The organism is Pseudomonas sp. NFACC14, from assembly GCF_900106885.1.
GTDB lineage: Bacteria > Pseudomonadota > Gammaproteobacteria > Pseudomonadales > Pseudomonadaceae > Aquipseudomonas > Aquipseudomonas fluorescens_AA.
In genome coordinates, this window is record NZ_FNOA01000037.1 from 1 (window position 1) to 15,288 (window position 15,288).

Here is a 15,288-nt window from a genome sequence, read left to right on the forward strand (position 1 = left end):
CAGGCCGCCTCGCGAGCAAGCTTTGCTCCCACAGGTCCAGCTCAAACAAGTCTGATGGGTGTACACCCCCGCAAGAGCCAGGCCGGCTATCAGGCCGCCTCGCGAGCAAGCTTTGCTCCCACAGGTCCAGCTCAAACAAGTCTGATGGGTGTACACCCCCCGCAAGAGCCAGGCCGGCTATCAGGCCGCCTCGTGAGCAAGCTTTGCTCCCACAGGTCCAGCTCAAACAAGTCTGATGGGTGTACACCCCCCGCAAGAGCCAGGCCGGCTATAAGGCCGCCTCGGCGGGCTTTTGATCTGGGGGCCCCGTTGACCACGCTGGCCGAACGCAGGTATTGCGCAGTGGGCACCTCGGCATGGATGCCGAGGTAGCCGCGCTGGGCCATGGATGGCCCTTCGCGGCGGCCCACGGAGTAATGCCGGAGTGAGGGCACACCGAGCCTAGGCGAGGTGCCGAGTGGTGGGGCAAAGACCTTTTGGTTACTTTTGGGGCGTTTGCCAAAAGTGACCCGCTGTAAGAGCGGAACCGTCAGCAGCCGTTACCGCAGAAATGGATATGTACTCGACCAACAAAATCCTGGCCGACTGTCAGACCGCCATCGCGAGCAAGCTCGCTCCCACAGTTGGGCCGAACTCAGTACCCGTTGGAGTCATAGTCAGGGGTAAACGCAAACCCAACCACCCGCTCAACCCCCGTCTCCAACCGCCCATCCGGCCAAAGCCGCAACCACCGATACCCCGGCGCCTGCGAGCCCACCGCAAAATCCTCACTCCCCGGCTCAAACTGAATACAAGTCGAAGGCGAAGCCAACAAACGAACCCCCTCGCGCCCCCGATCGACCTCCTGGTGCACATGCCCCCACAACACCGCCCGCACCTGTGGAAACCGATCCAACACCGCAAACAAAGCCTCCGGATTACGCAACCCAATCGGCTCCATCCACGCACACCCAATCGAAACAGGATGATGGTGCAGACACACCAGATGATGCCGCTCCGGCGCCTCGCTCAGCGCATTGGCCAACAGAATCAACTGCTCCTCGGCCAAAAACCCCGGCACCGAACCCGGCACGGCCGAGTCCAGCATCGTCACCCGCCAATTGCCGACGTCCACCACCGGATCGAGCAACGTGCTCTTGACCGCCGCCTCGAGCATCACCCGCGGCTCGTCATGGTTACCGGGGATCCACCGCGCCGGCGCATCGATTCGGGCAGTCAACTGCCGAAACGCCGCGTAGGACTCCAGCGTGCCGTCCTGGGACAGATCCCCCGTGGCGAGCATCAGGTCAATGTCCGGCTGCTGCTTGAGCACCAGGTCGATGACCGCCTGCAAACTGTCACGGGTATTCATGCCCAGCAACGAGGCATCGGCCTCGGCGAACAAATGGCTATCTGACAGTTGGACCAACAACGCCGCATCGGCAGTGGTCAAGCTGGATACGCTCGGCAAATCGCTCTCTCCCAGGCGCAATCACGCCGTTGCATGAAGCCGCAATTATGCTGGGGGACGATCGAAAGGGGAAACCCGCGAACCGGAACCGGTTCACAACTACCGAACGACTTCGAACTCGTGGCCCAGCGCAAGGCAATGACTCAGCCACTCGCCCAGGAACAGGTTCAACTGGGCTTTTTCATCCGGCTGGTGCATCGAGGCATTGGGATAAGGATAGATGCCACGAAAGCGTCGTGCATGTTCGGCGCTGACGACTTCGGCCATGCGCGCATCGTGATAGACCTGAACCTCCAGCTGTGGCACCGGCAACCAGGGCAAGCTGTGTTCCTGGCGCACCTGCAAGGTGGTGGTGTAGGGACAGGCCTGCAGCACTTCCAGGGCCAGCACGCCGAGCATCTGGTCGCCGTGGGTCACGGCGATGCGGCGCGGCAACGGGTCGTTGCGCATGTCCGGCAACAAGCGCATCAGGCGGGCGTAGTTGGCCTCGCAGGCGGCCTGCAACCCCACCAGATCGACGCGATAGCGGTCGCGCAGCTTGTTCAGGACCATAGCCCCCTCACTTCATCGCGATTCAAAGCCAGCCATTGCAAGGCAATGATGCTGGCCGCGTTGCAGATACGCCCGTCGCGCACGGCTTGCAAGGCATCTTCGTAGGCCCAGACTTTCACCCGAATGTCCTCGGCTTCTTCCAGAAGGCCATGCAGGCCGCCTGCCCCCGTGCTGTCGCAACGCCCCAAGAACAAATGTACGAATTCATTGCTGCCGCCTGGCGATGGAAAATACCGAGTCATCGGCCAAAGCGCAGCGAAGACAAGCCCAGCTTCCTCCTGCGCTTCGCGATGAGCAACTTCTTCCGGTTGCTCATCCTTGTCGATCAGGCCGGCCACCAGTTCCACCAGCCAGGGGTTGGTGGTCTTGCCAATGGCCCCCACGCGAAACTGCTCGATCAACACCACTTCATCGCGCTGCGGGTCATAGGGCAGCACGCACACTGCGTCATGACGCACGAACAGTTCACGGCTGATCTCACGGCTCATGCCACCGGCAAACAACTCGTGGCGCAAGACGAGGCGGTCGAGCTTATAGAAACCCTTGAAGCAGGTTTCACGCTTGACGATGTCCACGGTGTTCGGTGTGGCGTTGGCGAAGTCGGTCATGACAATCCTCGTGTGCAATGGATCAATACGAGGTTCCAACCTCGGCTTCGCGCCATCCTAACGCGCCCGTACCCTTTGATGCAGCCCCTTTCCGGTGATCGGGATGGACGGCTGCGCTGAAAATCACTCTAATGAGCTTAGTGGCGAACTGATTGCCTTGCCGACAGTCGAAGCGGGTAACTTTTTGCCTTTCCGTGTTTCATGAAGGACGCCCATGTCGCTTTTCAAAACCGCCTCCGTGGCTGCCATTGCCCTGACCCTGGGCGCTTGCCAAAGCCTGTTCCAACCCAATTATCGCGCACCGCTGGAGACCACCCGCGACGCTTCGGAACAACTGCAACCCGGCTGCGCCAGCGCCGACTGCCCATTGGTGAACATCGATACCCTGCACTTCCCCACCGAGCCGGCCTTGGACGGCATCGTCGAAAAACGCCTGCTGCAAATGACCCGCACCCCGGACGCCCCGGTGGCACCGACGCTGGCGGCCTATCGCGAACAGTTCTTGCGCAACGCCGCACCGCGCAACAGCAGTTATTTGCAGGCCAAGGTACGCGAGCAACATGACGGCCTGGTGATCATCGAATTGTCCAGCTATCTGGACACCGGCGGTGCCCATGGCACGCCAGGGCGTGGCTTCATCAACTATTCGCGCCAGCAGCACAAGGTGCTGACCCTGTCGGACATGCTGCTGCCAGGCCAGGAAGAAGCCTTCTGGAAAGCCGCCCAGGTCGCCCACAACAGTTGGCTGATCAGCACCAAGCTGGATCAGGAGCCCGAGTTCCTGAAACAGTGGTCCTTCCAGAAAACCCCGCACGTGGCGCTGACCTACGGCGGGGTGATCCTCAAGTACGAAGTGAGCACCATCGCGCCGTACGCCCTGGGTCACATCGAACTGAAGATCGCCTATCCCCGCCTCAATGGCATCCTCAAGCCCGAGCTGTTCCCCGGCCGTAGCTGAAAGCCCGACCCAACAGCAGTTGCAGCAACCCTGCCAGAATCAGCGACGGCAGGGTCGCACCGACATCCGGATAGAGGTTGGCCAGCACGTGATAAGTGCTCACCCCACCCAGCCAGGCCAACAGGGCCGGCCAGCGCAACGCGGCTGACACCACTTGGCTGCTGCGTTTGCGCAGGATGAAGTGGTCCACCAGCACCACGCCGAACAGCGGCGCGAACACCGAGCCGATCAGCAGCAGGAAGTTCTGGTATTGCGCCAACGGTGCGAAGCAGGCGATCAAGGTGCAGATGACGCCAATCGCCAAGGCCAGGTGCTCGACCTTCAACCCCGACAGCATGCCGCTGGACACTGCCGCCGAGTGGATGTCGGCGAAGGCGTTTTCCGACTCGTCCAGCAGAATCAGCAACAACGGAATGCCCATCCCGGCACCGGCCAGGGCCAGCAGCAACGCGTTGACTTCACCGCTCGGCGCGAAGGCCAGGGTGTAGGCCACGCCCAGGCTCATCAGCCAGACATTACCGATGAAGAAACCCACGGCCGTGCCGCCGAAGACGTTCCTGGCGCGTTGGCCGAAGCGTGAGTAGTCGGCGATCAGCGGCAACCACGACAGCGGCATCGCAATGGCGATGTCGAACCCCACCGCCAGCGGCATCGAACCATCGCCCGCCTGGGCCCACAGCGCCGCCAGGTCAGCCTTGGCAAACAGGTTCCAGGTCAACCAGATGCAGGCCGCCAGCAGCAGCCAGATACCCCATTTGCGCAGGACCTTGCGCACGAAGGTCAACGGCCCGCTCACGGCGAGCAGGGTCGCCAGGGCGCCGAAGAACAGCGTCCACAGCAGCGGGTTCGAACCCAGGCTGCCTTCGCTGAAGGCTCGGGCACCGAGCAGGCTGGCGGCATCGCGCATGACGATGATTTCGAACGAGCCCCAGCCGATCAATTGCAGCAGGTTCAACACCGCCGGCACGCTCGCACCCTTGCCGCCCAGGCTGAGCTTGAGGGCGGCCATGGCCGACAGGCCAGTGTCACTGCCGATCACCCCGACCGCCGCCAGCAGCAGGACGCCCACCAGCGTGCCGAGGAAAATCGCCAGCAACGAACCGCTCAGGCCCAGGCCTGGCGCGAGCAAGGCACCGACCTGCAAGACCATCAGGCCGATGCCGAGGGAGAACCACAGGGAAAACAGGTCGCGGGCGCCGAAGACGCGTTTGTCCAGGGGGACCGCGGCGTCAGGGGAGTAGGTGCTGGGTTGGATGTTCAAGGGTTGTTATCTCAGAAGGATACTTGTTGTTTTTTTGGCCGTTATCGCGAGCAAGCTCGCTCCCACAAGGGATCACAGGTGCACACGGATTTTGTGTCCACAGTAGATCCCCTGTGGGAGCGAGCTTGCTCGCGATGAGGGCAGTGAAAACACCGCCCCATCAGCTCACATCACACTTTCTTGTAAAGCTGACTGCCTTCCTGCTTGAACCGCTCCGCCTGCTCCGCCAAGCCTTGGGCGACATCGACATCCACCGTTTCAATGCGCTGGTTGGCGGCGTATTCGCGCACTTCCTGGGTGATTTTCATCGAGCAGAACTTCGGCCCGCACATCGAGCAGAAATGCGCCACCTTGGCCGAGTCCTTCGGCAGGGTTTCGTCGTGGTACGAACGGGCAGTGTCCGGGTCCAGGCCGAGGTTGAACTGGTCTTCCCAGCGGAACTCGAAACGCGCCTTGCTCAAGGCGTTGTCGCGGATCTGCGCGCCTGGGTGGCCCTTGGCGAGGTCGGCCGCGTGGGCGGCGATCTTGTAGGTGATGATCCCGGTCTTCACGTCATCCTTGTTCGGCAAGCCGAGGTGTTCCTTCGGCGTGACGTAGCAGAGCATGGCACAACCGAACCAGCCGATCATCGCCGCACCGATGCCGGAAGTGATGTGGTCGTAACCCGGCGCGATGTCGGTGGTCAGTGGGCCGAGGGTGTAGAACGGCGCTTCGTCGCAGCACTCGAGCTGCTTGTCCATGTTCTCCTTGATCAACTGCATCGGCACGTGGCCAGGGCCTTCGATCATGCATTGCACGTCGTGCTTCCAGGCGATCTTGGTCAGCTCGCCGAGGGTTTCCAGCTCACCGAACTGCGCTTCGTCGTTGGCGTCGGCAATCGAGCCCGGACGCAGGCCATCGCCCAGCGAGAAGCTGACGTCGTAGGCCTTCATGATTTCGCAGATGTCTTCGAAGTGGGTGTATAGGAAGTTTTCTTTATGGTGCGCCAGGCACCACTTGGCCATGATCGAACCGCCACGGCTGACGATCCCGGTGACACGCTTGGCAGTCATCGGCACATAGCGCAGCAACACGCCGGCGTGGATGGTGAAGTAGTCGACGCCCTGCTCGGCCTGCTCGATCAGCGTGTCGCGGAACAGCTCCCAGGTCAGGTCTTCGGCCACGCCGCCGACTTTTTCCAGGGCCTGGTAGATCGGCACGGTCCCGATCGGCACCGGCGAGTTGCGGATGATCCACTCGCGGGTTTCATGGATGTGCTTGCCGGTGGACAAGTCCATGACCGTGTCCGAACCCCAGCGGATGCCCCAGGTCAGCTTCGCCACTTCTTCTTCGATGGACGAACCCAGCGCGCTGTTGCCGATGTTGCCGTTGATCTTCACCAGGAAGTTACGGCCGATGATCATCGGTTCCAGTTCGGTGTGGTTGATGTTGGCCGGGATGATCGCGCGGCCACGGGCGATTTCATCGCGCACGAATTCCGGGGTGATGACTTTCGGCACGCTGGCGCCGAAGCTGTGGCCGGCGTGTTGCTGGTCCAGCAGGCCGGCGGCGCGGGCCACTTCCAGTTTCATGTTTTCGCGGATGGCGACGTATTCCATCTCGGCGGTGATGATGCCTTTGCGCGCGTAGTGCATCTGGCTGACGTTGGCGCCGGGCTTGGCCCGACGCGGGTTGTTCACGTGGGCGAAGCGCAGCTTGGTCAGCTCGGGGTCGGCCAGGCGTTCCTGGCCGAAGTTGGAACTCAGGCCCGCCAGGCGTTCGGTGTCGCCACGGGCTTCGATCCACGAAGAACGCACGTCGGCCAGGCCTTTGCGCACGTCGATGGTCACGTTCGGGTCGGTGTACGGGCCCGACGTGTCGTACACCACAACCGGCGCGTTGATTTCGCCGCCGAAGTCGGTGGGCGTCACGTCGAGGCTGATTTCACGCATGGGCACACGAATATCCGGGCGGCTGCCCTGGACATAGATTTTTTGCGAGCGGGTAAAGGGCTGGACCGATTGCTCATCGACCTTGGCCGAATCACTGAGGTTGGTCGCGCTTTTTGCTTTTATCGTCATCACGGGCTCTCCAGACACACATCCAGGCAGTGGATTTTTGTCGGAGCGAACCTGTAGCGAATGGACGCACCCAGCACGAAAGTGCGGATGCTGTGCTTGCTGCTCGAGTGCGTTCAATGGTCGAACGACATCCCGGACGAAGCACAAGAGGACTCGCCGGGTGACGAGAAATCTTGTTCCCTACGCAGGCGTTAACCTGATCAGGTTCAACGGGATCCGAAATTATTCGATCTCAGCCTCATAGCAAGGCACCCCGACAAGAACCCGGCCAGTCTAGACACAACCACCACAGAACGCCATCACCCGGGCAAAAGCCGTGATGAATGGCGCATATACAGGATTGTTGCCGTGCGCGGGCGCAACTACACTCGCTACGCCGCGCCTCTTGTGCGCAAACATTCGAGAAGTAGGGATCGCCTCATGCTGCGCAAACTTTCACTGGCCCTCGCCGTGTCTTGTGCGTCCAACGGAATGGCCTGGGCTGCCGAAGCGCCCCTGACCACCAAAACCGATCTGGTGAGCGTCTATCAGGAAGCGGTGGACAATAACGCCGACCTGGCGGCCGCCCGCGCCCAATACGGCGTCCAGAAGGAAGTGGTGCCCCAGGCGCGCGCCGGGTTGCTGCCCAACCTTTCGGCCGGCGCCGACCTGAACAACACCCGTACCGAGCTCGACCAGCCGGCGATGACCGCTACCCGCAGCGCCACGGTCTACCAGGCCACGCTGTCCCAACCGCTTTTCCGTGCCGACCGCTGGTTTCAACTCCAGGCGGCCAAGTCCGTCAACGAGCAAGCCTCGCTGCAACTGTCGGCCACCGAACAGAACATGATCCTGCAAAGCGCCGAGAGCTATTTCAATGTGCTGCGCAGCCAGGACAACCTGGCCTCGACCAAGGCTGAGGAAGCGGCGTTCAAGCGCCAGCTCGACCAGTCCAACGAGCGCTTCGACGTGGGCCTGTCGGACAAGACCGACGTGCTGCAATCCCAGGCCAGCTACGATACGGCGCGGGCCAACCGGATCCTCGCCCAGCGCCAGGTCGAGGATGCGTTCGAAGCACTGATCACCTTGACCAATCGCCAGTACAACTCGCTCCAGGGCATCGTCCACACGCTGCCGATCCTGCCGCCGGTACCGAACGATGCCAAGGCCTGGGTCGACACGGCGGCCAAGCAGAACCTCAACCTGCTGGCCAGCAACTACGCCGTTGATGCCGCCGAAGACACCCTGCGCCAACGCAAGGCCGGTCATGCGCCGACCCTCGATGCGATCGCCCAGTACAAGAAAGGCGACAACGACGGCCTCGGCTTCACCAACCCGAGCCCTACCGGACAGCGCTATGGCGGTGATGCCGAGCAACGCACCATCGGTTTGCAATTGAGTATCCCGATCTACAGTGGCGGCCTGACCAGTTCCCAAGTGCGCGAGTCCTACTCGCAGCTCACCCAGACCGAACAGCAGCGCGAAGGCCTGCGTCGGCAGGTGGTGGAAAACACCCGTAACCTGCACCGTGCAATCAACACGGACGTGGAGCAGGTCCAGGCCCGGCGCCAGTCGATCATCTCCAACCAGAGCGCGGTGGAAGCCACGGAAATCGGCTACCAGGTGGGCACCCGCAACATCGTCGACGTGCTCGATGCCCAGCGCCAGCTGTACACCTCGGTGCGCAACTACAACAACGCCCGCTACGACTACATCCTCGACAACCTGCGTCTGAAGCAAGCCGCCGGGACGTTGAGCCCGGCAGACCTGCAGGACCTGTCGCGCTACCTCAAGCCCGACTACAATCCCGACCGCGACTTCCTGCCGCCGGACCTGGCCCAGGCAGCGGCGCAGCAGTTGCGCTCGCGGCCGGCGCAGTGAATACGCCTTTTTAGCAAGGAGCTTGTCATTTCCGGCAATCTCCCTTTTCTTTTCCTGCCTAGAGTTAGCGCCTGAAACAAGCAGCGCTGGCCCCAGCTATCTGCGCTAAGGTGAATGGTTGGGATGCCTATAGAAAAAGCACCAAGGAGATAGATCACTAGTCTATGGCTGCCTTAAATTTTCTCAAAACAGATCTATCGATTACAAAAAATATTACGTCATTTTTAGAAAACAAAACTGCATTCAAGACCACATGAATAATCCGAAGCCACGCTGGAGCCAATATCTTCTGGGTGACTTCCAGTGACACACCAAACTCCGACTTCAGAGTGACAACGGCTCTGAACCAAACACAAGAAAAATAGTATTTTGGGTCCAAATGGCATTAGCACCGGATTAGTTGATTCAGCCAGCAAACTAACAACTTGCTCCAACTGCCCAAAAGTCATTTCAGGATCGTTAACCTTGTAATAGATCGTTTTACTTTCCGCATCCGATCGAGAAAGTAACTCCTCATTATTTTTTTTCACCATAGGCAGGTACTCTAAAACTGGAGATTCCGGCACAAATACCCATTGATCATAAGGTTCAAAAAACTCGGAGGCACCCTCAGCTTTAAAAGGCTCATAACCAAGTCCTAAAATAAGACTCGTAGGTTTAGAGTCGGCATATGACCAGCCCGAAAAATAACTATGCACAGCCTCAATGCTTTCGTTTGCATTTATATCAGTAGGCGGCAATGAATAGTGCGCTATTGTATAGTTTACTCTAAGCACCACCTCGCAATCCGAAAATGAAGAAAACAATATAGCAAGTGATTCAGCCATGACATGCCTTGCCATACAAGAAATATCAAAAAGGATATTAACCTTTTCACCCTCCACAACAGGAATACCACTTAGATATCCCCCAAGCTCTTCAGGCGCTATAAATACATAATCCTCGCATGAAAATTCATCCTTATCTTCGACAAAATCTGGCGAACTGATAACAAGCTTTTTATGACATACTCCCTCAAACTGCCTAGCAAAATAGTACGACCGCGCCTCACCAGTAAAAGCAGTTACAAAAACATCATACTCCACATGCTGATGATCATGCGGCTCCCAATTAACCAATGATATAAGATTCATCAGCACCTCAAAAGAGATCAATCTGTTCGAAAATATTAGTTTTCGGCAGCTGGGGTTTAAATTGAACAGGCTTAACTTCTTTCTTTAACGGTGCTTGGCCATGAATACCCGCCTTCAATGCCGAACTGAGCCTAACTTGCTTATTTGCACGCAGCGGCAGGAAGAATAAAGGTGCCAACCTGTAACATATTCGCACCTTTCTATCATGAAGTGCCCTCCCTCCCAACAGCAAACTAGAGTCGTCCGACGAAGACGGGTCAATAATCACCAGCGCACCGAGATGAATACAGGTTTCAATCAGCTCCCCATATTCCGCCGCAGCTTCTTTATCAACGACAAATGAAAGCGACGGGTCCGCCGTGAATGCACTCTCATAAATTTTATTATTTAGATGTGTTGCTAAATCCTCAATAAAATTAAAAATAGTTACATTTTTCGAAGCAGCGGAACCGACAGGATAGACCTTGAGCATAGACATGAATCGCTTCGCAAATGACTCAATTGCAGCATTCTGCACTCCAGGCTGTCTAATGTTCGAAGCCTTATTCTTAACCTCAGCAGCCAATGTATCCGCTAAATTCAATATCCATCTAGGGTTCCCTTCAGTAAGATCCAATAAATTTGGAAAACCGTAATATGGTTGCTTCGAAATTTTAGACCTACGAATAACACCTTTGCTCGTCCAACTTTTTAGAACGTGATTACGAAAATAAACTAGAGGAGAAATTTTCCTAACAAGCGGACCATTCTCAGCATCGTCCGAGGTTGACAACCTTGATATTGCAATGCCTTTTTTCTCTAGAAACTCTTTAAAGGAAGAGTCCTTCTTGCTCAATTCAGAAAACTGCTGCCGCTTCTGATCTAGCGATAACTTCCCCTCCGCCGCGTCATCCTCAGCACTCTTCGACCACTCCAATGCATCTTCGATAGATTGAGTTGAATCAACCAACCTTCTAGAAACCAGAGAGGCTTTGAGAAGCTTATTAGAAAAAACTCTTATTTGCTCCCTGTCGGTATGCCAAAGCCTAATTACTTTAAAATCATTACCCGGAGTTGGATCTGAGGCCTCTAGCTTTGAAAGTAGCTCTGTCTTCGTTCCCGTCGGGCTAATCGAATATTTAAATAATAAGCTACCGAAAGTTGATCGAAGCGGAGCAGTAATCAAGTGCAATAACTCTTCAGGAATTATCTCTAACTCATCGACTAATAGAGCCCACTTTTGGGACGAGCAAGCAAATATATCGTTAACTGTTTCGACTGCATTACCAAGCGCATCCAACCAGCTAACCCCAAGAAACCTGTTCTCAAAAATAAGCGCATCCAGCGAATGCGCCCCTCTTAAATTTATAGCAATTCGAGGAAGTAACGTTTGGCAGGACCGTAGCTCGTGCTTTAAGGCTCGAAAGGAAGGAATTTCGACTGCTACACCCCAAATTTTTGCAAGAGCCTTTACTAATTCAGCCTCTGTTCTCCTAGAGATTGTGTTCCCATCTAAATTTTTAGACCTTATTTCTCCCAACGCGATAGCCTGCTCTAACGTATCAAGAAATGAAATACATACAGATCCTGTGAACGCAGCTTCGCACAGCATAGACCGTTCAGAACGAGAGTCGATTCCGTCCAACTTACTTGCTAGTTGTTTTGCCCAACGTATATCTGCGGGCACAAAAATCCCTATAAAATCTACAGTTCTGTGATCAGAGCCATTTAACTCTTTCCATTTCTTTAAGGCCTGCACTTGCAGCATTTTTAGAAGTGTCGTTTTACCGCTACCTCTCGCACCAACAAGCAAGCAGTGGCTATTATCCAACAATTGATCGAACTGCGGAGGCGGAATAAATACCTCAGCCACCTGAGCGGCTGTTAGATGCCGTGCATTGAACGTTTCATTAAACGTGATAACTTGATCATTTCTCATAATGATAGCTGCTCAGGAAACCAATGTTGAAGCTCCGTCAGTCCTTTAACTTTAAGTTTCCCCAAAGCAATTTTTAAAGACTTTATATCCCCAGGCGTCAGATAATTTAATGCATCAATCTGCTGTTTCAACTCTAACCAAGTGCACCATGGTGCATCCTTTGGTATAGTGTCCCTAACCAGCACAGCCAATTGCGGAACATCTAGCTTCTTACTCAAGTCGAAACCACAAAAATTTGGCAACCCTTGCGTCTCGTTAACTACAGGCTTCCACTCAGTTAAATCCCAATAAAAAGAATTAAAACTAGCTTTTAAGCGCTCATCCCCTACAGCATCTTTGCTGACATCAAAGTCCACAATATAAAATTGATTTTTTGTCTTAGCAGCAACAGTCCCTTTCAGGCCGGCACCAAAGCTTCCCGCTCCAAAAATCATAGGAGATCGATCAGAATCACCAACCCTAATAAGGCGCTGAAAATGCTTATGTCCATGAATAACAAGCCAGTCAAGCCCCGTATCTTCTAATACACGAAGAAAGTCTATGCCATTAAACATTGGCTCCCTTCCAAGCTCAACACCTGGCTCTTCGTGATTATTTGGAGGATGATGAATGAGTACAAATCGAAAAACTTTGTTCATGGCAATATTGCCAAGACTGGACTTCATTTCCTCTAGAGCAGACTGGCCTACACGCCCTCTTTCAAATTCGTTCGCTAGCTGAGTGGTGTGAAAATGACATGAATTTATAATCAGAACAATCCAATTATCGCCAACAAGCGTCTCATAACCTCTCCCCCAGTAAACCCATCGCTGATGAGAATGTGCAAATACCGCAGGATAATTCTTAGTACATAATAGGTGTTCTTGAGGATCAACATGCAACTCCACATTTCCAGGAGTTTTGTTAATATCCGCAGAACGGGATATTATTTCATGATTACCGGTAGAAGCAACTAAATGTTTTGCATTCAGCGCTTGAGCAAGTTCATTAAGTTTACTCCAGCCAGATGAAAAACTATCGATACACGCCCTCGTAGTTATATCACCCGGACATAAAACAAGGTCAACATCATTAAATTCATTACTTTTTAAAAAGGCATGCAGCCTTTCCATTGGATCTACTTTATTACCGCTTGCGCATACCTCTGGAGTAGGGGAAGCCAACCCTTCTTTAACATAATGAAGATCTGTAATAACGGCAACTCTTAATTTTTTATTTTCCATTTTCGAAATTCTTTATTAGAACCTCATTAACCTTGACTCGTCCCTTTGAAAACCCTGACACACTTCGTCCTACGGATATAGTCTCAATCTTCCAAGAGGAGAACACCTCTCGAATCACAGGAATATCTGCATACGACAAAAGAATTTTTGCCCCCCTTTCTGAGGCAGTAACCAAGGCGGCATGCAATCGTTGTATATCCACTTCCGCAAACTTAACCTGCCCATACTCCCCTCGATCCTTTACACTTCTCCCTGCGTATGGAGGATCAAGATAAATAAAATCATTATATTCCGCTTTATTTATTATACGTTCGAAGTCACTACTTTCAAACTTTGCCCCCCTAACAAACCTACTAAACTCCATAACTTCATCCAATGAAGGAATACTGCTTAGTTTTGAGCCATACGGCACATTAAACTGTCCAGCCTTGTTAGTTCTATACACACCATTAAAACAGTGACGATTGAGATAAAAAAAACGAACAGCTCTTTGCTTTCGAGAGAGGCCGCTCGGATCCATACTTCGAATATTATAATAAGCCTCTTTTGTCGACTCCAACTTCCCCACCTCAGTCGACAGATAAGAAGGACTTCTCTTTACCACATTATAAAAATTGATTAGCTCTTCATTTATATCTGAAAGTATCGCTTTAGAAGGTGGCAGCTCTAAAAAAAGACTGACAGAGCCACAAAACGGCTCAATATATCTATCAAAATTTAACGGAACGCTTTTTTTGAGAATTGGAATCAATTTTTTCTTGCTTCCAGCCCACCGAATCAAAGCGCGCTTCGGACTTTTCATTTATGTTTTTCTATAACCTACAAAGGAAATTACAATTTCGAGGCTTTCCACACGTCTAAGCGCGTCGACGAATCCAGCCCCCCATTTTTCTCTTTGGAAACGCATAGTGAAAAGTCCGGTCAGCCCAGTGGGATGGCTAGCATTGGTAAGTCGGAGGAAAAGGTCAAGATCGTATTTTCTCCAGTATTGTTTCCAGCCCCTCCAGCAACCGCTGCAACGCGCCCTGATTGCGGCGCATCACCGCAAGCCCCGCCTCGGCCATGCGCTGGGCATCTCGAGGCAGTTCGAACAGGCGCTGGATCGCCAGGGCCAGGCTTTGGGCATCGTCCACTTCCGCCAGCGCCCCGGCAGCGCGCAGTTGCGCGGCGATTTCAAGGAAGTTGAACAGGTGCGGTCCACTGAGCACCGGCTTCTGCAACGCCGCCGGCTCCAGCAAGTTGTGCCCGCCGTTGGGCACCAGGCTGCCACCGACGAACGCACTGTCGGCCAACGCGTAGAGAAACAGCAGTTCGCCCATGGTGTCGCCCAGCAACACTGACGTCTGGGCAGTGACCGGTTGTGCACTGGAGCGCCGGACCGTGGCGAAGCCTTGGCTTTCGCACAACTGGTGCACGGCGTCGAAACGCTCGGGATGACGCGGCACCAGGATCAGCAACGCATCGGGATAGCTATCGAGCAACCGACAGTGGGCGGCCAGCACCACTTCGTCCTCGCCTTCATGGGTACTGGCGGCGATCCAGACCGGGCGCTCCGTGGCTTGCCACTGGCGGCGCAAGGCGCTGGCGTCTTCGAGCAGTTGCGGGTCGATGGTCAGGTCGAACTTGATGGAGCCGGTGACCTCGACGGTTGCCGCCCGGGCGCCCAACTGGCGAAAACGCTCGGCTTCGGCTTCGGTCTGTACGGCGAACAGGCTCATCTCGGCGAGCATGGGCCGGGTGAGCTTGGGAAAGCGTGCATAACCCCGGGCCGAGCGCTCCGACAACCGCGCGTTGGCCAGGGCCACCGGAATGCCGCGCCTGGCGCATTGGTGAATGTGATTGGGCCACAGCTCGGTTTCCATGATCACCGCCAGGACCGGGCGAACCCGGTCGAGAAAGCGCTTGGCGGCACAGGGCAAGTCGTAAGGCAGGTAACAGTGCTGGATGCGCGGCTCGTTGGCGAACATCGCCTGGATCCGTTCCGACCCGGTGGGCGTCATGCAGGTGACGGTGATGGGCAACTGTGGATAACGTTGCAGCAAGGCGCGGATCATCGGCGCGGCGGCAATGCTCTCGCCCACCGACACCGAATGGACCCAGATTCCCCCCGGCACCAGGGTCGGCAGCCCCCAGGAGAACCGCTCGCCGATGCGCCGGGCATACGCTGGCGCCTTGCGGGCCCGCAACCACAGCCGAATCGCTACCAGTGGCAGCCCCAGATAAAACAACGCGCTATAGAGAGTTCTGTTCATGGCGGCGGAGTTT

General features: G+C 55.3%; 12 protein-coding genes, 1 pseudogene and 1 riboswitch. Of the genes and pseudogenes, 2 read left to right on the forward strand and 11 right to left on the reverse strand.

Translation table 11 applies throughout. The features are described 5' to 3' along the window. Window positions 1-299: 299 nt before the first annotated feature. The 4 genes and pseudogenes from BLU85_RS31905 to BLU85_RS29110 all read right to left on the reverse strand — a co-directional run. Window positions 300-386, reverse strand: a pseudogene (locus BLU85_RS31905) (nucleoid-structuring protein H-NS); the annotation flags it as partial. Between the two features lie 248 nt (window positions 387-634). Beyond that, window positions 635-1,450: a 3',5'-cyclic-AMP phosphodiesterase gene (gene cpdA, locus BLU85_RS29100; RefSeq protein WP_092205314.1), complete on the reverse strand. Its 816-nt coding sequence runs from the start codon at window positions 1,448-1,450 to the stop codon at window positions 635-637. A gap of 99 nt (window positions 1,451-1,549) precedes the next feature. Continuing rightward, a complete protein-coding gene (locus BLU85_RS29105) occupies window positions 1,550-2,002 on the reverse strand; it encodes a DUF1249 domain-containing protein (RefSeq protein ID WP_092205313.1) in 453 nt (150 codons plus the stop codon). Then, entirely contained in the window at window positions 1,993-2,610 is a 618-nt protein-coding gene (locus BLU85_RS29110) for an NUDIX domain-containing protein (protein WP_092205312.1), read from the reverse strand. Before BLU85_RS29110 ends, BLU85_RS29105 begins: the two co-directional genes overlap by 10 nt. A gap of 214 nt (window positions 2,611-2,824) precedes the next feature. On the opposite strand from BLU85_RS29110, the gene BLU85_RS29115 reads away from it, so the two are divergent. After that, complete coding sequence (locus BLU85_RS29115) at window positions 2,825-3,568, forward strand: DUF3298 domain-containing protein (protein ID WP_060739446.1); 744 nt, start codon at window positions 2,825-2,827, stop codon at window positions 3,566-3,568. Here BLU85_RS29115 and cytX read toward each other — a convergent pair. Both cytX and thiC read right to left on the reverse strand, forming a co-directional pair. Continuing rightward, window positions 3,537-4,829 (reverse strand): putative hydroxymethylpyrimidine transporter CytX, encoded by a 1,293-nt coding sequence (gene cytX / locus BLU85_RS29120; RefSeq protein ID WP_092205311.1) that lies wholly within the window; start codon window positions 4,827-4,829, stop codon window positions 3,537-3,539. The two genes, BLU85_RS29115 and cytX, sit on opposite strands and share 32 nt — an antisense overlap. Before the next feature lie 170 nt (window positions 4,830-4,999). Beyond that, window positions 5,000-6,889: a phosphomethylpyrimidine synthase ThiC gene (thiC, locus tag BLU85_RS29125; RefSeq protein WP_092205310.1), complete on the reverse strand. Its 1,890-nt coding sequence runs from the start codon at window positions 6,887-6,889 to the stop codon at window positions 5,000-5,002. A 160-nt stretch (window positions 6,890-7,049) separates the two neighbouring features. Then, window positions 7,050-7,155, reverse strand: a riboswitch (TPP riboswitch). 154 nt (window positions 7,156-7,309) lie between these two features. On the opposite strand from thiC, the gene BLU85_RS29130 reads away from it, so the two are divergent. Next, a complete protein-coding gene (locus tag BLU85_RS29130) occupies window positions 7,310-8,749 on the forward strand; it encodes a TolC family outer membrane protein (protein WP_092205309.1) in 1,440 nt (479 codons plus the stop codon). A 224-nt stretch (window positions 8,750-8,973) separates the two neighbouring features. On the opposite strand, the gene BLU85_RS31005 is transcribed toward BLU85_RS29130, so the two are convergent. The 5 genes from BLU85_RS31005 to waaA form a co-directional block, all read right to left on the reverse strand. Beyond that, window positions 8,974-9,882, reverse strand: a complete 909-nt coding sequence (locus BLU85_RS31005; protein WP_139208061.1) for a hypothetical protein — start codon at window positions 9,880-9,882, stop codon at window positions 8,974-8,976. A 7-nt stretch (window positions 9,883-9,889) separates the two neighbouring features. Then, window positions 9,890-11,800, reverse strand: coding sequence for an ORC-CDC6 family AAA ATPase (locus BLU85_RS31010; RefSeq protein ID WP_139208060.1), 1,911 nt, complete (start codon window positions 11,798-11,800; stop codon window positions 9,890-9,892). Then, complete coding sequence (locus BLU85_RS29140) at window positions 11,797-13,023, reverse strand: metallophosphoesterase family protein (protein ID WP_092205307.1); 1,227 nt, start codon at window positions 13,021-13,023, stop codon at window positions 11,797-11,799. Before BLU85_RS29140 ends, BLU85_RS31010 begins: the two co-directional genes overlap by 4 nt. Then, entirely contained in the window at window positions 13,013-13,825 is an 813-nt protein-coding gene (locus BLU85_RS29145; RefSeq protein ID WP_092205306.1) for a DNA adenine methylase, read from the reverse strand. The genes BLU85_RS29140 and BLU85_RS29145 overlap by 11 nt, the downstream gene beginning before the upstream one ends. A gap of 163 nt (window positions 13,826-13,988) precedes the next feature. Beyond that, window positions 13,989-15,275, reverse strand: a complete 1,287-nt coding sequence (waaA, locus tag BLU85_RS29150; protein ID WP_092205305.1) for a lipid IV(A) 3-deoxy-D-manno-octulosonic acid transferase — start codon at window positions 15,273-15,275, stop codon at window positions 13,989-13,991. Between the last annotated feature and the right edge of the window lie 13 nt (window positions 15,276-15,288).